Here is a 22,846-nt window from a genome sequence, read left to right on the forward strand (position 1 = left end):
CTATGGAAAAAGTAAAGGGATACATAGAACACTTTTTATATAAAAATGCCGAGAATGGCTATGGGGTTTTAAATATTGTTACAGCCGATACCGAGATCATCTGTACCGGCTCTTTTCGTGATGTCGATGTTGGCGATACCATCGAGATAGAGGGTGAATACGTCAACCATCCGGTCTACGGAAGTCAGTTCAAGGCTTCTTCTTACGAGATATCAATACCCGATGATGCAGCTTCAATGCAGAGATACCTGGGCTCCGGCGCCATCAGAGGCGTGGGGGAAGCTCTTGCTGCCCGTATTGTCAAGATGTTCGGAGATGACACTTTCAGGATCATTGAGGATGAGCCCGAGAGGCTTGCGGAGGTCAAGGGCATAAGCCTTAATAAGGCCCAGGACATCGGAATGCAGATGGCCAGCAAAAGAGAAATGCGCGATGCCATGATCTTTCTGCAGCAGTTTGGCATTGGAAATGCCCTTTCGGTCAAGATATTTAACACTTATGGGAATCGCATATACAGCGTTATCAAGGAGAATCCCTATCAGCTCTCTGAGGATATAAACGGTGTCGGATTTAAGACTGCCGACGAGATCGCTGAGAAAGCAGGAATCCTTGTTGATTCCGACTACCGTATCAGGAGCGGAATCCTCTATGCTCTCTCTCAGTCAGCTGCGGATGGAAACACCTATCTTCCTATGGAGGAGCTTATAGCAAGGACCATACAGGTGCTTCAGACAAGGCCCGGATACGAGATCAGAAGGGACAATATAGAGACTCACATATCCAATCTGATGATGGATCGTAAGCTCATCTGCAAAGGCGATGATCAGGTTTACGCAGCAAGCTTCTACTATGAGGAACAGGGCTGTGCAGCCATGCTTGAAGGTCTTAATCTTCAGGAGAACATAACACCTGCTCAGGAAGAGGAGTACAAAAAGCTAATATTGAAGCTTGAAGAGAGCAAGGGAATTGAGCTTGACGACCTTCAGAGAAATGCAGTGCTGCAGAGCATTACCAATGGTGTTGTCATTATCACGGGAGGTCCGGGAACAGGTAAGACCACTACCATCAACACCATCATCAGCTATTATGCCGGGATGGGGCTGGACATCATGCTGGCAGCGCCTACAGGAAGAGCTGCCAAGAGAATGACCGAGGCAACCGGGTATGAAGCCAAGACCATTCACAGGCTGCTGGAGGTTTCGGGACAGATGTCCGATGACATGTCAGTGAAGAGCTCCGGCGTACATTTTGAGAGAAACCGAGATAACCCCTTAGAGACGGATGCTATCATCATTGATGAGATGTCTATGGTGGATATTCATCTCTTTTACGCACTGCTCAAGGCACTGGTGCCGGGAGTACACCTGATACTGGTCGGAGACAGCTCACAGCTTCCGAGCGTAGGCCCGGGACAGGTTCTTAGGGACCTTATAGACAGTGGTAAATTCCCGACCACCTATCTGAAAAAGATATTCAGGCAGGCCGAGGAGAGCGACATCGTCATGAATGCTCACAGGATCCACGACGGAGAGAAGCCGGTTCTCGATAACAAGAGCAAGGATTTCTTTTTCCTTGAGAGGAGCGATGCAGGCGTTATCTACAAGCATATGGTACAGCTCATAAGAGACAAGCTTCCATCCTATGTGGACGCAGGACCTTACGATATTCAGGTGCTGACCCCCATGAAGAAAGGACCGCTTGGGGCGCAGCAGCTAAACCTTATTCTTCAGGAGCATTTAAATCCTCCGTCCCCTGACAAGAAGGAGCACACCTACGGTGATTGCACCTTCCGCGAGGGTGACAAGGTCATGCAGATAAGAAACAACTATCAGGCTACCTGGGAGGTTGTTGGCAAGTTCAACATCGCCATAGATTCCGGAACCGGAGTGTTCAACGGAGACATGGGAGTCATCAAGCAGATAAACGACTATTCACAGGATGTGATCGTGGAATTTGATGAGGGAAGGCAGGTCAGATATCCGTTTGCGGATCTGGATGAGATAGAGCTTGCCTATGCCATAACCATTCACAAGTCTCAGGGAAGCGAGTATCCGGCGGTTGTGCTTCCGATACTGGGTGGGCCAAGAGTCCTACTCAACAGAAACCTTCTGTACACGGCAGTTACAAGGGCCAGAAGTACGGTATGCATCCTCGGCAGCAGCCAGACTCTTATGAGCATGGTGGAGAACGAGGAGCAGCTCAAAAGATATACAGGATTGAAAGACAGGATCATAGAAATATTTGATACATCAGAGTTTTAAACGGGCACTGGATCTTTTATACCCCAGAAGGTGCCCGGTATGCGACGGGGTAGTTCCGGCCTTTGAGATCAGAGATGGGCACATAAAAAGGGCAGGACTTATTCACAGAAAGTGCCTTGGAAAAATTGAATATGTAAGAGGCGCAACCTGTGCAAAATGCGGAAAGCCTCTTTCGGACGACGAACAGGAGTACTGCGAGGACTGCAGACGGACGAAGCATAACTTTGACAGAGGCTACTCTGTCTTTGCTTACAGATCCATTTCGGGGTCCATATACAGATTCAAGTATATGGGTAGGCAGGAATATGCTGATTTCTACGGACTGGCCACGGGTAAGATCCTTGGCAGGAAACTTAAAGGCCTGGGCATAGAAGCAATAGTTCCGGTGCCTATGTATCCTGCGAAAGAGAGAAAGAGAGGCTACAATCAGGCAGCAGTATATGCCGAAGCAGTTTCTGCACAGTTGCATATACCCGTCCTTAAGGGTCTGGTAAGAAGGGTCAGAAACACAGCTCCGATGAAGGAACTGGACGCTCGCGGACGCCGTAATAATTTGAAAAAAGCTTTTATTATAGCTAAAAATGATGTAAAATTTAAGTGCGTACTTATTATCGATGACATCTATACAACTGGAAGTACTATTGATGAGATCGCCCATGAGTTTCGGATGGCGGGAGTTAAGAAAATATACTGTTTGACTCTTGCTATCGGGCAAACTACTTAAATATATGGAGGTCAGCTTATGAACTTACGGAATTGTGCAAGATGCGGAAAGATGTTTAATTACATCGGAGGTCAGCCGATATGTGACCCTTGTAAGAAGGCCATCGAGGAAGATTTCCAAAAGGTAAAACAGTACATAGAAGACAATCCTACTGCAAGCTTGAAAATGATCTCTGAAGAAAACCAGGTTTCTACCAAGCAGATCCAGCAGTGGATTCGTGAAGAGAGACTTATGTTCTCTAAGGATTCTCCAATCCAGCTTCTCTGTGAGGGCTGCGGAGAGCCTATAACAACAGGAAGATTTTGTGCTAAGTGTAAGACCAGCATGGCCAATACACTCAACAGCACCTTTGCAAAACCAAAGCCTGCACTTCAGCAGCCTGTTAAGAAGGAGCCTAAGGCCGGAATGCGCTTCCTGGATACTTAAGGAGCAGCGATGTTAAACGAAGAAAAAGTCATTTTGATGACCAAAATGGCTGCCTTCATAGATCGCGAGGGCAAGAAGAACGACGCAATCAATTCATACTTTAAGAGCGACTACATTGGATTCAATGTTCTTAAATCTTTGATAAGCGCCACTATTGTCTTTGGAGTAGTAGTCGCGACCTATGTTTTATGCAACTTTGAAACCGTTTTATCGAATTTATACAATACTGAAAATCTATTAGCCATCGGCAGGAGGTACTTGATGTATTACCTCCTGCTTGTTGGCGTGTATTCCCTTGTATCATATGTCATTTATTCCTATCGTTACAGCAAGATGCGTAAGAGTATGAAGGCATATTATGCAGATCTTAAGAAATTAGCCAGAATTTACGAAAAGGAACAATGACATGACATCACTATTGGAATTAAAACAGTATATAAAGCGCTTTTACATCAAGTATGAAACTTACATCACATACGTCTGGAAATTCCTTCTGGCACTTGTGTCTATCCTGGTTATCAACAGCAAGCTCGGATATATGGACGCACTTACAAATATCGCCATTGTCATGATGGCTTCACTTTTGTGCGCAATTCTTCCGGCTAATTTTATTGTATTTGTTTCAGCAGCGTTTATCCTGGGACATCTGTATTCCCTTGCGATGGAGTGTGCGCTCATCGCACTGGTGATATTTATATTGATGTTCCTTTTGTACTTCAGATTTTCGCCTAAGGACACATTGGCGGTTCTTCTGACACCGATCTTTTTCTTCATGCATATCCCATATGTTATGCCACTTGCTATGGGACTTTTGGGAACACCGGCGTCAGTAGTTTCTGTTTCCTTCGGACTTGTAATCTCATACATGATCACTTACTTCTCTTCAAATGCCACAAGCTTTGGCAGTGACGGAGTAGTGGAGGCAGCCAACGGATTCTCTACAATTGTCAATGGAATCATCGGCAACAAGGAGATGATGGTGATGATAGTTGTATTTGCCATTGTCCTGATACTGGTTTACATCATCAGAAGATCTTCAATCGATCACTGCTGGAAGATTGCCATCGCAGCAGGATCCATCGGACTTATGATCTTTACCCTCATCGGAGATATCATGTCAGATACACAGATATCGATCGCCGGGGTTATTTTGGGAACTATCATCTCAGCACTCTTGATGCTGGTGGTTGAGTTCTTTGCGTTTAACATGGATTACAGCAGAACCGAGAAGGTTCAGTTTGAAGATGACGAGTATTATTACTATGTCAAGGCAGTGCCCAAGGTTACTGTCGCAACCCCCGAAAGGAAGGTAAAAAAGATTAACCGCGCAAGAGAGCAGCACTGATTAGTTTTTGGGGAATGTCATGGATCAGTTAGATTTTATTTTTGACTTCAACAGAACAAGCCTTCACATGCCAACCATCAGATTTTCTGATGTATTGGAAGTTTTTATCATTGCGTTTCTGATATATCACATTCTGGTATGGGCAAGAAGTACTAGACTATGGTCTCTTTTAAAAGGGGTCATAGTTATTCTTGTGTTCATTTTGCTCTGTGCGCTTTTAAACATGTCGACGATCCTGTGGATTGTTGAGAGGGTATTCAGTATCGCCATCATAGCTATCGTGGTAATACTCCAGCCCGAGCTCAGGAAGGCGCTGGAAGAACTGGGAAGGAAGAATTTCTTTTCCAATGTCTTGTCCCTTGGTGATATGAAGAGTTCCGGAAGGTTCTCGGACAAGACTCTCAATGAGATCACAAGAGCCTGCGTTGAGATGGCCAAGGTCAGGACCGGAGCGCTTATCGTTATTGAGCAGAATCATCCGCTTACTGAGTATGAGAGAACCGGTATTGATGTGGACGGAATAGTAACCAGTCAGCTCCTCATCAATATTTTCGAGCATAATACACCGCTCCACGACGGAGCAGTAATAATCCGTGGTGACAGGATCACCTCGGCAACCTGTTATCTTCCGCTTTCCGACAACATGGGAATCGGTAAGGAACTGGGAACAAGACACCGTGCAGGAATCGGTGTGTCTGAGGCTTCAGACTGCTTTGTTATCATAGTTTCAGAGGAGACAGGTAAGATAAGCGTTGCATATGAAGGAGAGCTTGAAAGAGCTCTTGACAGTGACAGGCTAAGGGAGCGCCTGAGAGTTATCCAGGACAAGCATGAGGAAGAAGCACCCATCAAGTACCTTGCCAGAAAGGCCAAGGTGAGAAAATGAAGAGACTGACGGCCAACTGGGGACTTAAGCTTGCTTCACTGATATTTGCGATGGTTGTGTGGTTCCTTGTAACCAACATAAACGACCCCATCACTTCGGTGAGGTACAACAATATTCCCGTAACACTAAAAAACACCAATCTTATTACCGATCAGGGCCAGGTTTACACCATTCTTGATGGCAGTGATACCATCAGCAGTGTGACAATCTATGCGCCCAGATCAATAATAGATTCCCTGAGTCTTAACAATATTATTGCAACAGCGGATCTGCAGGAGCTTTCAAGCTTCAATACCGTTAATATCGATGTTAAGACCAACAAGTACTTTGACAAGATTGAGAAGATAGACACCAGTTCCGACATGGTCAAGCTCAGCGTAGAGAGAAAGGCATCAAAATCCCTTGCTCTCGGAGCAACAACCTCAGGTTCACTGGCTGACGGATATGTTATCGGAGACGTCTCCACCGAGCAGAACATGGTGAGGATAAGCGGACCTGAATCCGTTGTAAATCGTGTCGCTTCTGCCACGGTAGATGTCGATGTCACAGGATTTACCTCCAACATAGGAACCGATGCGGATATTGTACTGCTTGATTCCGAGGGAGAGCCTGTAGATGCTTCACTTGTCTCTATGAACATCAAGACAGTAAGAGTCAACGTTGTAATCTATGAGACCAAGTATGTGCCGATCACTTATAATGTGACAGGAGTGCCGGCAAACGGATACATTTTTACAAAAGAGATTGAGAGTACCCCTGATGCTGTGCAGATAGCAGGCAGAAGCAGCACTCTTTCATCCGTAAACGAGATCATTGTTGATGATCCCAACATAAATGTTGATGGGCTTAATTCAAATCTGACTTATACCTATAATTTGAGCCAGTTCCTTCCATCAGGGGTAACTCTGGCGGATAAAGACTTTAACGGATCTGTTTCTGTGGTGATACATGTATCACCTGTCGAGAGCAGAACTTACGACGTGAATGTTTCCAAGATAAGCGTTAACGGAGAAGCCGAGGGCTTTAAGGTCTATGTCGATGACAGTGAGTATGACACCGTATCACTTACTCTTCAGGGGCTTTCTGCTGCTCTTAATGCCATTTCAGAGAATTCTCTTCAGGGAAGTGTAAGTGTAGATGAAATACTCGCAGCTAATGATCTTACCGAACTCACAGCAGGAACCTACAGCGCAGATGTGGATTGGGCTTTGCCCGAGGGCGTCAGCGAAAAGGGAACAGTGAGTGTCTATGTGACAGTTGAACAGAATTAATTTAGGAGGAAATGCTTAATGGTAACGAAAAAAGTTGTCATTACCAATCCTACAGGATTACATCTTCGTCCTGCCGGCAATCTTTGCAAGGTGGCGATGAACTATAAATCGCATATTACTTTTAATTACGGTGATAACACGGCCAATGCAAAGAGTGTTTTGAGCGTCCTGGGTGCATGCATCAAATGCGGCGATGAACTGGAGTTTAAATGCGAAGGCCCGGATGAAGAAGAGGCTATGCAGGCGCTTATTGAGGCCATTGAAACAGGACTTGGCGAGTGAACTATCTTGTGTTAAAATCACATGAGTTAAAATTTTAAAGAGGGAGTTTTGGAAATGAAAAAGTTAAAAGCTGCATTAGTTGCAGGTCTTGCTGTAACAATGCTTTTTGGTTGCGGAAAAGCCAGCGATGAAGCTGTTGTCGGACTTAGTATTGAGAAGCTTGAAGATGTTCAGGATGTAACACCTGCAGCAACAGAGGCAACATCTGAAGAGGAAGAGGTTATCGATGAGGATGCTCCTCCTGCAGAAGGAATGGTAAGAAGCTACTTCACAAACCAGTGGGTTGATGAAGCTGTTAATAATACAAGACCTATCGCAGTTATGTACCCTATCAACAAGGAAGCTCAGCCACAGTACGGACTTAGCAATGTGGCAGTTTTCTATGAGATCATGGAAGAAGGCAGCATGAGCCGTCAGATGGGTATCGTTGAGGACTGGCAGAATCTTGAGCGTATCGGTAATATCCGTAGTATCCGTGATTACTTCGTATATGCTGCTCTTGAGTATGATCCGGTTATCGTTCACTACGGCGGACCTGAGCTCTATGTTAAGACAATTCTTACACGTTCAGATGTAGATAACTTAAACGGTGTCGGTGGTGTTATGGGTTCTGATTACGGCGCATTCTTCAGAGTACCTGAGGGAAGTACTTCAGAGCACACAGCTTTCACAGACGGATCTCACGTATCAAGTGCTATCAGCAAGGCCGGTTTCTCACTTGAGCACAGAGATTCATTTAATGGTGAGCCACACTTTAAGTTTACAGGATATACAAATCCCAACACACTTGAGGATTACTCAGATGCTGTAGAGGCAACTGAGATCGATATGTCAGGATGCTTCCCTGTTACCAAGTCAACCCTTACTTATGATGAAGAGAAGGGCGTATATCTTAAGACTCTTTACGGCTCAGCTCAAAAGGATGCTCTTACAGGTGAGCAGCTTTCATTTGCAAATATCGTGATCCAGAGAACATATCACGAGACTCGTGATGACAACGGATACCTTGCTTATCAGATGCACGATACAACCAACGATGGTTACTTTATCACCAAGGGCAAGATGATCCATGTTACCTGGGAAAAGACAGATGACTACGCACCTACAAAATACTTTGATGACAACGGTAATGAGGTTACCTTCAACACAGGTAGAACAATGATCTTTGTTGTTCAGCTTAAGGGTAAGTCATTCTCCAAGTTCAAGGTTAACGGAGTAGAGTACGCAGATTGATATCTGCAAACGTAATGTAAATAATAGGCGGACGGCAGAGATGTCGTCCGCTAAGTGTTTCGTCAGATAAAACTGAAAGGTGATTAAAATGGAGAAAATCATTGTAACCGGATGTAACGGACAGCTTGGAAGAGCAATCAACTTAGAGCTTCCAAAGGATAAGTATGAGCTTATCAATACAGATGTATTCCAGGGAGAAGGAATCATTCCGCTTGATATCACTAATGTCGATGCGGTAGTCGACCTTGCAAGAAAGACAAAAGCAAGCGCCATCATCAACTGCGCAGCCTACACTGCTGTTGATAAGCAGGAGAGTGATATCGACCTCTCTTACAAGATAAATGCAATCGGCCCGAGAAACCTTGCAATAGCAGCAACTGAGGTTGGTGCTAAGCTTGTTCATGTTTCAACCGACTACGTCTTTGAGGGAAATGGCACAAGACCTTATACCGAGTTTGATAAGACAGGACCTGTCAGTGTATATGGAAAGACAAAGCTTGCCGGCGAAGAAATGGTAAAGCAGTTCGCCAAGGATTTCTTTATCATAAGAACTGCATGGCTCTACGGAGACGGCAAGAATTTCGTTAAGACAATGCTCTCTCTTTCAGAGAAATACGACGAGGTAAGCGTTGTTAAGGATCAGCTCGGTACACCAACCAGTACAAAAGAGCTGGCAAAGGCAATCCACTTCCTTCTCGGAACCGAGAACTACGGAGTATTCCATGGTACCTGTGAGGGTGACACCAACTGGGCAGACTTTACGGAGGAGATCTTCAGGATCGCCGGCAAGTCAACCAGAGTTAACCACGTAACAACCAAGGAATACACTGAGAAGAACCCTCAGGCAGCTCCGAGACCTGCATACAGTATTCTTGAGAACTATATGTTCAAGCTTACATCTGACTTTATGTTTGCTGACTGGCATGATGCAATCGAAGTTTACCTTAAGGAGATGCTTTGATGAGTTTTATTAGCGGTTTATTTAGCAACAAAATACTTATTGCTGCGTTTTGTGGCTGGCTGGTAGCTCAGGTTTTGAAGACCATTATATATGTTGCGGTAAATAAGACTTTTAATCCCGAAAGGCTTTTGGGAGATGGCGGAATGCCAAGTTCACACTCGGCAACAGTAATGGCGATGGTGACGTCTACAGCCTTCTATTTTGGACCGGATACCTTTGAATTTGCAGTTACAGCCATTCTTGCACTCATCGTCATGCATGATGCCATGGGTGTAAGACGCGAGACGGGCAAACAGGCCAAGGTCATCAACAACATGATGGACTGGTTTGTACAAAACAGTGATATCTCTCCGGAGGAAAAGCTCAAGGAATTCGTTGGACATTCACCGACGCAGGTTTTCTTCGGCGCACTTCTTGGCATAATTGTAGGAATCGTCGTTTGCAATCTTTAATCACTTACCTATTGGGGGCATAAATAACTATGCTGACAGTGCTTGTTATCTGGATGTATGTCATAGCTACAACATATCTTATTGGATACGGCTTTCTGATGTCTTTGGTCAATATGCCGGGTATGCTTCCCGGCAAAAAGAACAAGAAACACGAAAGAGAAAGCAGAAGATACGACTTTAAGTTCAGAGAGAGCTACATCATTACCGGAATTGTTCTGGTTACAGTTTATGCGCAGATAGTCAGTCTATTTACAAAGGTTTCTTTAGGTGCCAATTTGGTTTTGCTTGCACTCAGCGTCCTTATCGCTGTTTATTATCGCGAGGAGCTCAGTGATGATTTTCTTAGTATGCTTGGCAAGCTGAAAGCCGGCGCAAACTTCTATGTATATCTTGCAGTTTTTCTGATCATGGCCTATGGGGCATCACACGGGTATATGCACTATGACTCGGATCTTTATCATGCCCAGGCAATCCGTTGGATAGAAGAATATGGAATCGTAAGAGGTCTTGGCAATCTACATGTGAGACTTGCTTATAACAGCTCTGCTTTTCCGCTGTCAGCTCTTTATAGTTTTAGATTTCTTGGGGGACAGTCCTATCATGTAATGTCCGGATTTTTCGCACTCCTCCTTGCATGGCAGTGCGTCGATATCAAGAACTTCGTCAGAAGAGGACATCCGGTAATCTCGGACTTTGCCCGTCTTGCAGCCATTTACTATCTCTTTACCATATATGATGAGATGATGGCTCCGGCTTCAGACTATTTCCTTTCCTGCCTCGTTTTCTACATAATCATCCATTGGCTTGATATGAATGTAAGGCATGAGAGATCCTATCTGCCATATATTTTGCTGGCTCTTTTGGGAGTATTTGCTATTACCATCAAACTTTCCGCAGCGCCGATGCTTCTTTTGACAATAGTTCCGATCTATAAGCTTTTCCACAACAGGACAAAACAGAAGATGAGGGCATTCTGGGTTTCGGTGGCGCTTGCCTTTGTAATTGTGCTCCCGTTCCTCATCAGGAATATAATCCTGTCCGGATGGCTGTTATATCCGGTAACTTTCCTTGATTTCTTTGGCTTTTACTGGGAGATTCCAAAAGGTCTCGCAGCCTATGATGCCCTTGAGATCAGGACCTTCGGAAGAGGCTACAACGACGTTGCAACTTACGCAAGTGCACCAATGTCTGAGTGGATACCGAACTGGTTTGCAAGTATTACGGGTTTAGATAAGATAATGCTGATACTGGCGCTGCTTTCAATCATAGTGTATGTTATTTATCTTGTGTATTTTGTACTTGCCTTTGCCGGAGAAAAGACCGAGAAGTTAAAGGGTCTTAATGACTCCAAGGTCTTTGAAATCAGCCACAGAAGTATGCTGAGCATGGCGGACTTTCTTACGATCGGAGGAACTCTTATCGGCTGTTTTGCATTCTGGTTCATGAGCGCTCCGCTTATCAGATACGGAATTGTATACGTCTGGCTCCTGCCGGCAGTGATTCTGGGAAGGACATTTATTCTCGCCTACAACAGGCTCTTCGAGGATGAGGTAAAAGACACTGTGGTGAAGGCCTTCGTTATCGTCTTTTTAGCCTGGTTTATCTATAAATGTGCGATTGTTGCACTGGAGGATAACAGGCACTTTAACCCTGAGTATCTGCTAAGGCAGCAGGACTATGGCAGCTATGAAGTAGATACCTTTAAATTGGGTGATGAGACCTTTTATTATCCCGTTTCGGGAGACCAGGTCGGCTATGATCCATTCCCTTCTGCAACCCATGATATTACGGGGGAAGTAGAACTTATAGGGGGAGAAATTAAAGAAGGATTTAAGGCTGTACACCAATAATAAAAACATTATAAATTATTTGGCAATTTATTAATACAAACTAAATTTTCTGACAAAAGACTGTACTTCTCTGATTTTTATTACGAAATAATGTATCATGAATTAATGAAAAGCGTATAAGCTGCGCTTGGAGGATACATTATGAGAAGAGCGATTTTTTCGGTGATCCTGGTCTTTATGCTTGGAATATTATTTCAACCTGTTACAGCAAAAGCTGCCAGGGAGGATGATATTGTGGCGCTGATGAACGATGCAAGGGCCCGTCAGGGGCTTACGGCTGTAAGTATTGACCAGACACTTACTAATGTCGCCGAGACTCGAGCAGTAGAATGCTCCAAGAAGTTTTCTCACATCAGGCCTAACGGAAAGGCGTGGCATACCGTATCGGCAGCAACCAACGCAGAAAATCTTGCACATGCAGTAAATGATGCGCAGCAGTCCCCTGAAAATGTAGTTCTGGCATGGCTTCTTAGCCCCACGCACAAAGCCAATGTGATGAGAAAGAACTGCACCGGTGTCGGCATCGCATATTACAAGGGCGCCAATGGTGAAACCTATATTGTCTGCGAATTTAACTGATTCTAAATACCTTAGGTAGGGGTGTTTCGAATATATAAAAAGGCTCGTTACTTTGAAAGTGGCGGGCCTTTTTACTGTTTATTTTATTCTGTTATCTTTCTGCTCTCATAGGATTGTTAAGGAAATCCTCGTAAGCAAGCTTTATTCCGTCGTCGAGCTCTGTGGTGTAAGTCCAGCCAAGAGCCTTAGCCTTGGAGACATCAAGAAGCTTTCTTGGTGTTCCGTTGGGCTTTGTGGGATCCCAGCGGATTTCTCCGGTGTAGCCGATGATCTTTGCAACCTTCTCGGTAAGTTCCTTGATCGTAAGCTCTTTTCCTGTGCCGGCGTTAACTGTCTCGTTGCCACTGTAGTTATTCATAAGGAATACGCAGAGGTTGGCAAGATCGTCAACATAGAGGAATTCTCTTAAGGGACTTCCGTCACCCCAGCAGGTTACGTATGGAAGGTTCTGCTCCTTGGCCTCGTGGAAACGGCGGATAAGAGCAGGAAGTACGTGTGAATGTGTGGGGTGATAGTTATCATTTGGTCCGTAGAGGTTTGTGGGCATTACTGAGATGTAGTCGGTTCCGTACTGCTTGTTGAGGTATTCACAGTATTTAAGACCGGAAATCTTAGCAAGTGCATAGGCCTCGTTGGTCTTCTCGAGCTCGGAAGTAAGAAGGCAAGTCTCCTTCATGGGCTGAGGTGCCATTCTGGGATAGATGCAGGAGGAACCAAGGAATTCAAGTTTCTTGCATCCGTTCTTCCATGCTGCATTTATTACATTCATCTCAAGGATCATGTTCTCGTACATGAAATCTGCAAGCGCCTGTGAATTACCCATGATTCCGCCAACCTTGGCTGCTGCAAGAAATACGTACTCAGGTCTCTGCTCGGCAAAGAAGTTCTCTACCTGATCCTGTCTTGTGAGGTCAAGCTCTTTATGGGTTCTTGTGATTATGTTGTTATAACCCTGCTTTTCAAGTTCTCTTACTATGGCAGAGCCAACCATTCCTCTGTGGCCTGCAACATAGATTTTTGCATTCTTTTCCATCATATCTTTGTACCTCTATTACTTATCAATACCTTTCTCAAGGAACTCTGCCAGGTTGAATTCAACGTGCTCGTTGGCTCTTTCAACAGCAACCTTGGCCATGTCGTGCTCGACCATGATCCTTACAAGATCCTCGAAGGATGTGGACTGTGGATTCCAGTGGAGCTTCTCTTTTGCTTTGGTTGGGTCGCCCCAGAGGTTAACGACGTCTGTAGGTCTGTAGAAGTCGGGTGATACTTCGACGAGAACCTTACCTGTTGCCTTATCGTATCCTTTCTCATCTGCGCCTTCTCCCTTAAACTCAAGCTCGATGCCTGCATAGTGGAAAGCCAGCTGAGCGAATTCGCGAACAGAGTGCTGTACACCTGTTGCGATAACGAAGTCCTCAGGCTTGTCGTTCTGGAGGATCAGCCACATGCACTCAACATAGTCTTTTGCATAACCCCAGTCACGAAGACTGGAGAGGTTTCCAAGGTAGAGCTTGTCCTGTTTGCCCTGAGCAATTCTGGAAGCAGCAAGAGTGATCTTACGTGTAACGAAGGTCTCTCCGCGGCGCTCAGACTCGTGGTTGAAGAGGATTCCTGAGCAGCAGAACATGTTGTAAGCTTCTCTGTACTCTTTTACGATCCAGTAGCCGTAGAGCTTGGCTACAGCGTAAGGGCTGTAAGGGTGGAAAGGTGTCTTTTCATTCTGAGGAACTTCCTCGACCTTACCGTAGAGCTCAGAAGTTGATGCCTGGTAAATTCTGCAGGTCTCAGTAAGCCCGCAGAGACGAACTGCCTCAAGAACACGAAGAACACCTGTTGCGTCAACATCAGCTGTAAACTCAGGTGAATCGAAGGAAACCTGAACGTGTGACTGAGCTGCAAGATTGTATATTTCATCCGGGCGAACCTTTGATACTACGCCGAGGATGCTCATGGAATCGCCCATATCGCCGTAGTGAAGGTGGAAGTTGGGCTTTCCTTCAAGGTGAGCAATTCTTTCTCTGTAGTCCACAGATGATCTTCTGATGATACCGTGAACATCATAGCCCTTCTCGAGAAGGAACTCTGCGAGGTAAGATCCGTCCTGACCGGTTATACCGGTTATCAAAGCTTTCTTTGCCATATAGTAATCCTTTCTTAACAAAAAAACATTTAGATTTGTACTTTTCCCTATCATTATATTTATATGTTATCACTTTTTAAATTCACTTTCTTGACTTTGATTTGCATTATCTTGCTGCCGATTTTATAATGAGAAATATGAAGAATCAATTATTTCAAGGTGAATACGTATCCTCGGACAGGCTTTTGTACACCCCCTCTGAATTTGCCAAGAATAATCTTATGTATTTGCAGGAAATTGGCAGGCTGACAGCTCAGAAGCCCCACACCAGCAAGAGGCAGAATCTGTCCTCTTTTCTTTTTATTTACGTTAAGAGTGGCAGTGGGTTTATCGACTATGAGGGAAAAGAGTACGCGGTATCCTGTGGGGATTGTGTCTTTATCAACTGTCAGAACCTCTATTCCCACAGGACTTCCAATGACCTGTGGTCTATCGAGTGGATCCACTTTAACGGTGAAAATCTCCTGCCCATATATCTTAAGTACATAGAAAGAGGTGGTCAGCCGGTATTTAGGCCTGATGACCCTTCAAGGTTCATGCATTTGTGGGATGAGCTAAACTCCGTGTCAAGGTCCTCCGACTACATCAGGGACATTAAGATCAACGAATACTTATCGGGGCTTGTGACCTTCCTTATGACCTTCAGCTGGAATCCCGAGATAACACAGCAGAGTGGAAGCAGTAAGACGGTAAGTGCCCTTAAGGAATATCTGGGTACCCACTATCAGGAAAAGATAACGCTCGATATGCTTGCGGATAACTTCCTGATGAGTAAGTACACCCTCTCAAGGAGTTTCAAGGAACAGGTTGGAACTTCAATCATTAACTACCTGCTCGTTGTACGAATCACCCATGCCAAGCAGATGCTGCGCTTCACGGACAAGACTGTGGAGGAGATTGGCGCCAGCTGCGGAATAACACCGCTTTATTACTTCTCCCGCATGTTCAAGCAGATTGAAGGGGTAAGCCCCCTCGAATATCGCATGAGCTGGAAGTGAGCTTGCCCCTACGGCAACATTGAAAGAAAGGCGCAATAAGTGTAGAATAAGGATTAGGATTGCGATACTGTGCGCACCTGACAAAATAAGACCAGAAAGTGTAACGCTATGAAACTGCTTAGTGCTATTGTTCCATGCTTTAACGAACAGGAGAATATTTTCGATTTCTATGATGAGTTTATAAAGAACGAGGCTTTCTTTAAGTCTTCGGACGTTGATTTTGAACTCATCTTTGTTGATGACGGCTCTAAGGATGAGACTGTATCCAGAGTAAAAGAGCTTAATGAAAAAGATAAAAGGGTTCATCTCATAAGCTTTTCAAGAAACTTTGGAAAAGAATCTGCAATGTATGCGGGACTTAATGCATCAAAGGGTGACTACGTTGTCATCATGGACTGTGATCTTCAGGATCCACCTGCTCTTCTTCCGGAGATGTTAAAGGCCATTACTGAAGAGGGCTATGATTCTGTTGCAACCAGAAGAGTAAACAGAAAAGGCGAGCCTCCCATCAGATCCTTCTTTGCAAGGCAGTTTTATAAGATCATCAATAAAATGACCAAGGCCGAGATCGTTGACGGAGCCAGAGATTACAGGCTCATGACAAGAGATTTTGTAAACGCCATACTTTCCATGGGAGAATATAACAGATTCTCCAAGGGTATATTTGGCTGGGTTGGCTTTAAGAATAAATGGCTCGAATTTGAGAATATCGAGAGAAAGAAGGGAGAGACCAAGTGGTCCTTCTGGAAACTTTTTGCCTATGCCATTGATGGAATCATGGCATTTTCAACTGCGCCCCTTGCCATGGCTTCATTCCTTGGAGTTTTCTTTTGTATCGTGGCATTTCTGTTCATTATTATTGTCATGGTAAGACAGTGGACAGTTGGAGATCCCAATAATACTGTTGGTTGGGCTTCCATGGTCTGCATCATTTTGTTTGTTAGCGGTGTTCAGCTCTTTTGCGTGGGAATCGTCGGACAATACCTGTCCAAGACCTACTTGGAAGTTAAGAACCGTCCCTTATATATAGTTAAAGAGGAACTGTGATGGTCAGCATTGTTGTTCCGGTCTATAACGCAGCAAACTACATAGAGAAGACCATGGAGATGGTCTGCAGACAAACCTACAAGGACTGGGAGCTTATCCTGGTGGACGATGCATCCAGAGATAACAGCGCCGAGATCATTGAGAATTACATTAAGAAACAGGGTAAAAGAATCCGTCTCATCAAAAAGAATGTGAATCAGGGGGCAGCTGAAGCCAGAAATACCGGTATTGATGCTTCTTCCGGAAGATACATCGCCTTTCTTGATGCGGATGACGTATGGATGCCTGACAAGCTTGAAAAGCAGGTGGCATACATGGAGAAGACTGGCGCAGCCTTCTGTTTTCACGCCTATGAGTTTGGCGATGAGAAGGCAAACCCTACAGGTAAGATTGTTCATGTGCCGCCGGTTCTTAAGTACAAACAGGCACTTTCAAGGACAATAATTTTCACCACTACGGTGATGTTTGATACCGAGAAGATAGATATGGAAATAATCCATATGCCCAATGTCCCAAGCGAAGATACAGCCACCTGGTGGAGGATCTTAAAGAGTGGGTACGAGGCATACGGTCTTGATGAGAATCTGGCTATTTACAGAAGACCGGCCAAGTCTTTGTCTTCTAATAAGCTGGAAGCCATAAGAAGGATATGGTTCCTGTACAGAAACATCGCAGGACTTTCTGTGGCAAAGTCATTATTTTATTTTGGAGGATGGGCAGTAAGAGCAACCCTTAGAAGGGTTTAACTGCCGTGGGAAGAGTATGAAACAAAGAGAATCAAAAAAGAGAATCCTTGTTTTGCTGTTGGGATTTATTGGACTGTGTATGCAGACAGCTGTATATGCATGGTTCTGGTTTAAAGTATACTATCCCGAGGTTTCAAGACCTCGTATCAGTGTGGACGGATATGCGCTTGGTAACGGACTAAAGCTCTATTTCCGTGGACATCTTCTTATTCTTGCCATCTATTTCATTCTGCTGCTCTTTTTCTCGAACACTTACGGTGGACTGAAGATTGGCTACCTAAGACCTATGGACGTGTTCTTCTCACAGATATTTGCACTGTTCATGGTCAATTTCATCTCCTATTTCCAGATTTCACTTTTGAACAACTGGCTGGTTCAGGTTCCTCCGATCTTCGTGATTTTCCTTTTCCAGCTCCTTATAGCCTTTGTGTGGGCATACATAACAAATGCAATTTATATGCATATATTCCCGCCGAGAGAGCTTCTTCTTGTAAGCGGAGTATATCCTGTTGATGATATCGTTACCAAGTTCAACACCAGAAAAGACAAGTACCATATCGCCAAGAAGATCAATATCTCCGAGGGAATCGATGCGGTATATAAAGAGTGCCTTGGCAAATATGACGGTGTTGTTATCTGGGATGTACCAAGTCAGTTCAGAAACGGTCTTGTTAAGTACTGCTATGGCAGAAATATCAGGATATACGTAATGCCTAAGATAACGGATGTTCTCTTAAAAGGATCATCCCAACTTCATCTCTTTGATACACCGGTACTTCTCCTTAGAGAGTATTCCATTAAGATTGAACAGAGAGCCATCAAGAGACTTTTTGATATATTGATATCTCTCATTCTTATAATCCTGACCTCGCCCATCATGCTTGTAACAGCTATTGTTATCAAGTGTTATGATAAGGGACCGGTGCTCTACAAACAGATCCGCTGCACCAAGGATATGAAGGAATTTAAGATCATGAAGTTCAGGAGCATGAGGGTTGATGCTGAGAAAGACGGCGTTGCAAGACTTGCTGCCAAGAACGATTCAAGAATAACACCTGTTGGAAAATTCATCCGCTCCTGCAGGATTGATGAGCTTCCACAGCTCTTTAATATCCTCGCCGGCGATATGTCCTTTATAGGACCAAGACCTGAGCGCCCCGAGATCATTAAGCAGTACCTTGAGGAAATGCCGGAGTTTGCCTTCAGAATGAAGGTTAAAGCGGGACTTGCCGGATATGCACAGGTTTACGGCAAATATAACACCACACCTTATGACAAATTAAAGCTTGACCTTACATATATCGAAAACTACTCGATCTGGCTGGATATCAAGCTGATGCTTCTTACCGTCAAGATCCTCTTTACTCCTGACAGTACAGAGGGCGTTGAGGAGAATCAGACCACAGCACAGAAGAACTCATGATGGAGTCAGGTATGGCCAACAAGAGACTGCAAATCTTAATATCTGCTGTTAACAAGGATCCTGAAGAGCTGATCGGAAACATGAACCTGGATTGTGATGCTGTGATAGTCAACCAGCTTATCGGCCATGATCAGGACGCCAATACGACGGACAAAAGCTGGGATTACATACAGGAATTTAAGGATTATGAAGCCAGAATCTTCTGCAGGGCGGAAAAGGGCGTAGGACTTTCAAGAAATACAGCCCTGGAAAATGCCGACCACGAGCTTATACAGTTCGGTGATGACGACATTGTCTATGACGATGGGTACGTACAGAAGGTGATCGCGGAGTTTGATAAGCATCCGGAGGCTGACATTTTATTATTTAACGTCAAGGCTCAGGAGGGAAGGGAAACCTACTGGAACACAGATTTTGTCAGGGTTAATTGGCGTAACTACGGCAGATATCCGGCTTATGCCATATGTGCAAGAAGGCAGAAACTTATGGACACAGGTGTCAGGTACTCGCTTTTATTTGGAGGCGGAGCACCCTTCATGAACGGAGAGGATTCTCTCTTTTTACATGACGCTCTGAAGGCCGGACTTGCAATCTACAGGACTCCTGTAGCAATAGGCAAAGAGCGCAAGGGCGAATCCACCTGGTTTAAGGGCTATAAGGATGAGAAATTCTTCTTCGACAGAGGAGTACTATACCACTTCCTTTACGGAAAGATGGCAATGATATTTGGATTTAGATTTCTTTTTAAAAACAGAAATGAAATGTGCAAAGAATTGGGACTAATGCACTGCTACAAGCTTTTGTGCAGCGGAGTCAGGCATGGGAGAAAGCTATGAAGAAGCCATTTTTTACAATAATTGTCGTTTCGTATAACGCGGGAGACAAGCTCCTTAAGACCGTAGAGAGCGTAAACAGACAGACCTTTACGGACTATAGGATACTTGTAAAAGACGGAATGTCCACCGACGGATCTTTAGAGAAGCTAAGAGCAGCATATTCTGTCAGTAAGGCAGGGGATGAGAATCCCGGTAAGATTACACTGATGGAGAGCTGTGACAACGGTATCTATCACGCAATGAATATAGCCTGCGCATCCCTTGACGGGGAGCTTAAGGTTGGAGAGAGCCCATCATACGTGTTCTTCTTAAATTGCGGAGATCTGTTCAGAAATGAAAACGTACTCAGGGATGTGCACAGGCATATCGTTGAGAGGAACCTTATGGAAGGCACCACACTTCCGGTAATATACTACGGAGATATCTTTGACTGCTCCGCGGGCAGCAAAGTCGCTTCAAATCCTAAGATGGATGACTATGGTTGCTATAGAAATGTTCCGTCGCACCAGGCCTGCTTTTACGATGAGCGCCTTATCTGCAGAAATCCCTTTGACCTTAAGTATAAGGTAAGGGCTGACTACGAGCAGTTCCTCAGGTGCTTCTACAGAGAGAAGGCAGAAACCGTGTATATGCCGGTTATAATCACTGACTATGAGGGCGGGGGATATTCAGCCCAGAACCTCAAGATATCGGAGAAAGAGCGCAAGGAGATCATTGCGATGTATCTTCCTGCGTCCAAGATAAAGAAGTATGACCTTTTGAGAATAATAACTCTTTCTTCTCTGCGTACAGCGATTGCTTCAAACAAGTTAACTTCAGGTCCTTACAATGCCGTCAAGAACATCATTTATGCGCTTAGAGGCAAAAGGAGATAAATAAGGGGTAATAGATTTGAGAGTACTCTGGCTTTGTAACGTCATGCTTCCTGCCTACGCCATTGCTCATGATCTGCCGTATTCGGTGAGAGAGGGTTGGCTTACAGGATGCCTTAACAGAATAAAGGAACAGAAAAAGGACGACGAAAAGATCACTCTGGCCGTATGTTTTCCCGCTGAAGGCAGTATTGCCTCATCCAGCGAGGAGATAGACGGCATTACTTATTATGGTTTCAGGGAGGACTTAAACCATCCCGAGATCTACGATGGAACAGTTGAGAACAGGTTCCATGTTATATTGGATGACTTTAAGCCGGATGTTGTCCACATCTTTGGTACTGAATTCCCGCACACTCTGGCAATGATAAGAGCCTTCGGTAATCCGGACAGAGTTCTTTTGGGAATCCAGGGTGTCTGCAGTGTGATCGCAAGGGAGTACATGGCTGACATTCCCGAAGAGGTTCAGAGAACCGTGACTTTAAGGGACAGACTTAAAGATGACTCCATTATGCAGCAGCAGGAGAAGTATAAGATCCGCGGAGAGCATGAGAGAGAAGCCATTATGCTGGTAGGCAATATAACCGGAAGAACCTCTTTTGACAAGAGCGAGATCGAGAAGATCAATCCTGAAGCAAGATATTATCACATGAACGAGACCATGAGACCCTGCTTCTACATGGGCAAGTGGAGTGAAAAGAAGGCAGAGCCACACACTATCTTCCTGTCTCAGGGAGATTACCCTCTTAAGGGCTTCCATTTTGTATTAAACGCAATGCCTAAGATATTAGAGAAGTATCCGGATGCTCACCTCTATGTGGCCGGCAACAACATCATTGGCAAAGGCGAGAGCAAATACCCGTACTTTATGAGAGCCAGTGCATACGGCAAGTATATAAAGAGCCTTATTTCCAAGGGCCATCTTAAAAAGAAAGTCACCATGGTTGGAATGCTGACTGACCAGGAGATGAAGGAGCGCTTCCTTAAATGCAGCGTCTTTGTCTGCCCATCGGTTATTGAGAATTCGCCCAATTCGCTGGGAGAGGCCATGCTTCTTGGCGTGCCGATTGCAGCTTCGAGAATTGGCGGAATCCCTGACATGGTTTCCGAGGATAAGGATGGCGTGTTATTTGAAAAAGGCAACGTTGATGATATAGCAAGAGCAATACTTCAGATATGGGACGAGCCTGTTATTGCGGCAGTTTACGGAGATAATGCAGCTGCTCATGCAAGGATCACCCACAACGCTGATACTAACTTTAAAAGACTCATTGAGATCTACAAGGATATCGATGACAGGCAAGGGTAAGACAAATTGAGGATAACATTTGTTTCCAACTACATAAATCACCACCAGCTGCCTTTCTGTAAGGCGATGAGCGAGATAGGCGATGATGTGGAGTTTTTCTTTATCCAGACCATACCCATGGAGGAGAAGCGCCTTAATATGGGGTGGGGATTCGATGATTCAGCCCTTTCCTTCGTGGTGCGCTACTACGAGGAAGAGGAACGGGCAAAAGACCTTATCCTTAACTCCGACGTTGTTCTCTTTGGCTGGACTGAGGACCGCATCTGGGATGTAGAGCAAAAAAGGCTCTCCTCCGGTAAGCTCTCCTTCCGTGTCAGCGAGAGAATTTACAGAGAGGGTCAGTGGAAATTCATAAGTCCCCGCGGTCTTATGAAAAAGTACAATGAACACTTTAAGTTCAGGAATAAACCGGTCTATCTCCTATGCACCGGAGCTTATGTGGCATCGGATTTTAGTCTGATCAAAAGCTTCCCAGGCAAGATGCTTAAATGGGGATACTTCCCTGATGCAGCAGGTAGTGAGGCAGTGGCTCAAAGAGGCGGTGATAAAAAGCGCCTGTGCTGGGCCGGAAGGCTTATTGACCTCAAACACCCTGAGTTCGCGGTTAAGGTCGCAGCGGCTCTAAAGGCTGCAGGCTTTGATTTTAGTATGGATATCGTGGGCGATGGTCCCCTCAAGGACAGGCTCACAGATATGGTAAAAGAGCTTGGACTTGAAGCGTCAGTTAATCTCACCGGAGGGAAAACCCCTGAGGAAGTTCTCTCTTACATGAGAGGGGCGGATATATTTCTTTTCACCAGCAATTATCTCGAGGGCTGGGGAGCAGTTGTTAACGAAGCGATGCAGAGCGGATGCGCTGTTGTGGCGTCGAATGAAGCCGGTGCAGTTCCGTTTCTTATAGAAGAGGGCAAGAACGGTCTTATCTATAAAGATGGCAGTTATGAGGATTTTGAGCATAAGGTAAGATTCCTTCTTGATCACCCTGATATGATAAAACCCATGGGCACAGCTGCCATGGAAACAATAAATAACAAGTGGAATGCAAAGAATGCAGCAGCAGAGCTGGTTAGATTCTGCAGAGAGCTTGAGAGTGGAAAGACGCCGGTTGCTACAGATAACGGTCCCATGAGCCCGGCAGCGGTCCTTACACCTCCCGGGTTCTCCAGGACTCTCAAGGAGAAAAACCACTTGGAGTGAGTGCC

General features: G+C 44.9%; 23 protein-coding genes. 21 read left to right on the top strand and 2 right to left on the bottom strand.

Annotated features, from left to right (window positions below; translation table 11 throughout):
* The first annotated feature begins 2 nt into the window (after positions 1-2).
* The 13 genes from recD2 to G632_RS0105835 all read left to right on the top strand — a co-directional run bounded on the left by recD2 (position 3) and on the right by G632_RS0105835 (position 12,270).
* A complete protein-coding gene (recD2, locus tag G632_RS0105775; RefSeq protein ID WP_022768078.1) occupies positions 3-2,261 on the top strand; it encodes an SF1B family DNA helicase RecD2 in 2,259 nt (752 codons plus the stop codon).
* Positions 2,242-2,985: a ComF family protein gene (locus tag G632_RS0105780; protein WP_022768079.1), complete on the top strand. Its 744-nt coding sequence runs from the start codon at positions 2,242-2,244 to the stop codon at positions 2,983-2,985. Before recD2 ends, G632_RS0105780 begins: the two co-directional genes overlap by 20 nt.
* 18 nt (positions 2,986-3,003) lie before the next feature.
* Positions 3,004-3,411 (top strand): hypothetical protein, encoded by a 408-nt coding sequence (locus tag G632_RS0105785; RefSeq protein WP_022768080.1) that lies wholly within the window; start codon positions 3,004-3,006, stop codon positions 3,409-3,411.
* A 9-nt stretch (positions 3,412-3,420) separates the two neighbouring features.
* A complete protein-coding gene (locus G632_RS0105790) occupies positions 3,421-3,816 on the top strand; it encodes a hypothetical protein (protein ID WP_022768081.1) in 396 nt (131 codons plus the stop codon).
* A 1-nt stretch (position 3,817) separates the two neighbouring features.
* Complete coding sequence (locus tag G632_RS0105795; protein WP_022768082.1) at positions 3,818-4,756, top strand: hypothetical protein; 939 nt, start codon at positions 3,818-3,820, stop codon at positions 4,754-4,756.
* A 19-nt stretch (positions 4,757-4,775) separates the two neighbouring features.
* Entirely contained in the window at positions 4,776-5,642 is an 867-nt protein-coding gene (gene cdaA / locus G632_RS0105800) for a diadenylate cyclase CdaA (protein ID WP_022768083.1), read from the top strand.
* Positions 5,639-6,913 carry a CdaR family protein gene (locus tag G632_RS0105805; protein ID WP_022768084.1) on the top strand — a complete coding sequence of 425 codons (1,275 nt, stop codon included), beginning with the start codon at positions 5,639-5,641 and terminating at the stop codon, positions 6,911-6,913. The genes cdaA and G632_RS0105805 overlap by 4 nt, the downstream gene beginning before the upstream one ends.
* An 18-nt stretch (positions 6,914-6,931) precedes the next feature.
* Positions 6,932-7,195: an HPr family phosphocarrier protein gene (locus G632_RS0105810; protein WP_022768085.1), complete on the top strand. Its 264-nt coding sequence runs from the start codon at positions 6,932-6,934 to the stop codon at positions 7,193-7,195.
* Between the two features lie 54 nt (positions 7,196-7,249).
* Positions 7,250-8,428 (top strand): DUF3048 domain-containing protein, encoded by a 1,179-nt coding sequence (locus G632_RS18955; RefSeq protein ID WP_022768086.1) that lies wholly within the window; start codon positions 7,250-7,252, stop codon positions 8,426-8,428.
* 88 nt (positions 8,429-8,516) lie between these two features.
* Positions 8,517-9,389, top strand: a complete 873-nt coding sequence (gene rfbD, locus G632_RS0105820) for a dTDP-4-dehydrorhamnose reductase (RefSeq protein ID WP_022768087.1) — start codon at positions 8,517-8,519, stop codon at positions 9,387-9,389.
* On the top strand, positions 9,389-9,841 hold the full coding sequence (locus G632_RS0105825) for a divergent PAP2 family protein (RefSeq protein WP_022768088.1): 453 nt from the start codon (positions 9,389-9,391) through the stop codon (positions 9,839-9,841). Before rfbD ends, G632_RS0105825 begins: the two co-directional genes overlap by 1 nt.
* A 29-nt stretch (positions 9,842-9,870) precedes the next feature.
* Positions 9,871-11,691 carry an LIC_10190 family membrane protein gene (locus G632_RS0105830; RefSeq protein WP_022768089.1) on the top strand — a complete coding sequence of 607 codons (1,821 nt, stop codon included), beginning with the start codon at positions 9,871-9,873 and terminating at the stop codon, positions 11,689-11,691.
* Between the two features lie 141 nt (positions 11,692-11,832).
* On the top strand, positions 11,833-12,270 hold the full coding sequence (locus G632_RS0105835) for a CAP domain-containing protein (protein WP_022768090.1): 438 nt from the start codon (positions 11,833-11,835) through the stop codon (positions 12,268-12,270).
* Between the two features lie 91 nt (positions 12,271-12,361).
* Here G632_RS0105835 and G632_RS0105840 read toward each other — a convergent pair whose 3' ends face one another.
* Together G632_RS0105840 and gmd are read right to left on the bottom strand one after the other, a co-directional pair.
* Positions 12,362-13,303, bottom strand: a complete 942-nt coding sequence (locus tag G632_RS0105840) for a GDP-L-fucose synthase family protein (RefSeq protein WP_334291360.1) — start codon at positions 13,301-13,303, stop codon at positions 12,362-12,364.
* A gap of 18 nt (positions 13,304-13,321) precedes the next feature.
* Positions 13,322-14,413 carry a GDP-mannose 4,6-dehydratase gene (gene gmd, locus G632_RS18960; protein ID WP_022768092.1) on the bottom strand — a complete coding sequence of 364 codons (1,092 nt, stop codon included), beginning with the start codon at positions 14,411-14,413 and terminating at the stop codon, positions 13,322-13,324.
* A 137-nt stretch (positions 14,414-14,550) separates the two neighbouring features.
* Here gmd and G632_RS0105850 point away from each other — a divergent pair, with 137 nt between their 5' ends.
* From G632_RS0105850 to G632_RS0105885, 8 genes are all read left to right on the top strand, one after another.
* The gene (locus G632_RS0105850) at positions 14,551-15,411 is read left to right on the top strand and encodes an AraC family transcriptional regulator (RefSeq protein ID WP_022768093.1); all 861 of its coding nucleotides are present in this window, start codon (positions 14,551-14,553) and stop codon (positions 15,409-15,411) included.
* 108 nt (positions 15,412-15,519) lie between these two features.
* The gene (locus tag G632_RS0105855; protein WP_022768094.1) at positions 15,520-16,458 is read left to right on the top strand and encodes a glycosyltransferase family 2 protein; all 939 of its coding nucleotides are present in this window, start codon (positions 15,520-15,522) and stop codon (positions 16,456-16,458) included.
* Positions 16,458-17,204, top strand: a complete 747-nt coding sequence (locus tag G632_RS0105860; protein WP_022768095.1) for a glycosyltransferase family 2 protein — start codon at positions 16,458-16,460, stop codon at positions 17,202-17,204. Before G632_RS0105855 ends, G632_RS0105860 begins: the two co-directional genes overlap by 1 nt.
* A gap of 16 nt (positions 17,205-17,220) precedes the next feature.
* The gene (locus tag G632_RS0105865; RefSeq protein ID WP_022768096.1) at positions 17,221-18,627 is read left to right on the top strand and encodes an exopolysaccharide biosynthesis polyprenyl glycosylphosphotransferase; all 1,407 of its coding nucleotides are present in this window, start codon (positions 17,221-17,223) and stop codon (positions 18,625-18,627) included.
* Between the two features lie 11 nt (positions 18,628-18,638).
* The gene (locus G632_RS0105870) at positions 18,639-19,463 is read left to right on the top strand and encodes a glycosyltransferase (protein ID WP_242826709.1); all 825 of its coding nucleotides are present in this window, start codon (positions 18,639-18,641) and stop codon (positions 19,461-19,463) included.
* Positions 19,460-20,338: a glycosyltransferase gene (locus G632_RS0105875; protein ID WP_022768098.1), complete on the top strand. Its 879-nt coding sequence runs from the start codon at positions 19,460-19,462 to the stop codon at positions 20,336-20,338. The genes G632_RS0105870 and G632_RS0105875 overlap by 4 nt, the downstream gene beginning before the upstream one ends.
* 16 nt (positions 20,339-20,354) lie before the next feature.
* Positions 20,355-21,644 (top strand): glycosyltransferase family 4 protein, encoded by a 1,290-nt coding sequence (locus G632_RS0105880; protein ID WP_026512413.1) that lies wholly within the window; start codon positions 20,355-20,357, stop codon positions 21,642-21,644.
* A 6-nt stretch (positions 21,645-21,650) separates the two neighbouring features.
* On the top strand, positions 21,651-22,841 hold the full coding sequence (locus G632_RS0105885) for a glycosyltransferase family 4 protein (protein WP_022768100.1): 1,191 nt from the start codon (positions 21,651-21,653) through the stop codon (positions 22,839-22,841).
* Positions 22,842-22,846 lie beyond the last annotated feature (5 nt).

The organism is Butyrivibrio sp. NC2007 (assembly GCF_000421405.1).
In the GTDB taxonomy this organism is placed as follows: domain Bacteria; phylum Bacillota; class Clostridia; order Lachnospirales; family Lachnospiraceae; genus Butyrivibrio.

Coding starts and splice junctions, on each gene's coding strand:
- G632_RS0105875 (WP_022768098.1), top strand. CDS start 19,460: ATGAAGAAGCCATTTTTTACAATAATTGTCGTTTCGTATAACGCGGGA.
- recD2 (WP_022768078.1), top strand. CDS start 3: ATGGAAAAAGTAAAGGGATACATAGAACACTTTTTATATAAAAATGCC.
- G632_RS0105805 (WP_022768084.1), top strand. CDS start 5,639: ATGAAGAGACTGACGGCCAACTGGGGACTTAAGCTTGCTTCACTGATA.
- rfbD (WP_022768087.1), top strand. CDS start 8,517: ATGGAGAAAATCATTGTAACCGGATGTAACGGACAGCTTGGAAGAGCA.
- G632_RS0105865 (WP_022768096.1), top strand. CDS start 17,221: ATGAAACAAAGAGAATCAAAAAAGAGAATCCTTGTTTTGCTGTTGGGA.
- cdaA (WP_022768083.1), top strand. CDS start 4,776: ATGGATCAGTTAGATTTTATTTTTGACTTCAACAGAACAAGCCTTCAC.
- G632_RS0105830 (WP_022768089.1), top strand. CDS start 9,871: ATGCTGACAGTGCTTGTTATCTGGATGTATGTCATAGCTACAACATAT.
- G632_RS0105825 (WP_022768088.1), top strand. CDS start 9,389: ATGAGTTTTATTAGCGGTTTATTTAGCAACAAAATACTTATTGCTGCG.
- G632_RS0105840 (WP_334291360.1), bottom strand. CDS start 13,303: ATGGAAAAGAATGCAAAAATCTATGTTGCAGGCCACAGAGGAATGGTT.
- G632_RS0105835 (WP_022768090.1), top strand. CDS start 11,833: ATGAGAAGAGCGATTTTTTCGGTGATCCTGGTCTTTATGCTTGGAATA.
- G632_RS0105795 (WP_022768082.1), top strand. CDS start 3,818: ATGACATCACTATTGGAATTAAAACAGTATATAAAGCGCTTTTACATC.
- G632_RS0105810 (WP_022768085.1), top strand. CDS start 6,932: ATGGTAACGAAAAAAGTTGTCATTACCAATCCTACAGGATTACATCTT.
- G632_RS0105850 (WP_022768093.1), top strand. CDS start 14,551: ATGAAGAATCAATTATTTCAAGGTGAATACGTATCCTCGGACAGGCTT.
- G632_RS18955 (WP_022768086.1), top strand. CDS start 7,250: ATGAAAAAGTTAAAAGCTGCATTAGTTGCAGGTCTTGCTGTAACAATG.
- G632_RS0105790 (WP_022768081.1), top strand. CDS start 3,421: ATGTTAAACGAAGAAAAAGTCATTTTGATGACCAAAATGGCTGCCTTC.
- G632_RS0105855 (WP_022768094.1), top strand. CDS start 15,520: ATGAAACTGCTTAGTGCTATTGTTCCATGCTTTAACGAACAGGAGAAT.
- G632_RS0105785 (WP_022768080.1), top strand. CDS start 3,004: ATGAACTTACGGAATTGTGCAAGATGCGGAAAGATGTTTAATTACATC.
- G632_RS0105860 (WP_022768095.1), top strand. CDS start 16,458: ATGGTCAGCATTGTTGTTCCGGTCTATAACGCAGCAAACTACATAGAG.
- G632_RS0105870 (WP_242826709.1), top strand. CDS start 18,639: ATGGCCAACAAGAGACTGCAAATCTTAATATCTGCTGTTAACAAGGAT.
- gmd (WP_022768092.1), bottom strand. CDS start 14,413: ATGGCAAAGAAAGCTTTGATAACCGGTATAACCGGTCAGGACGGATCT.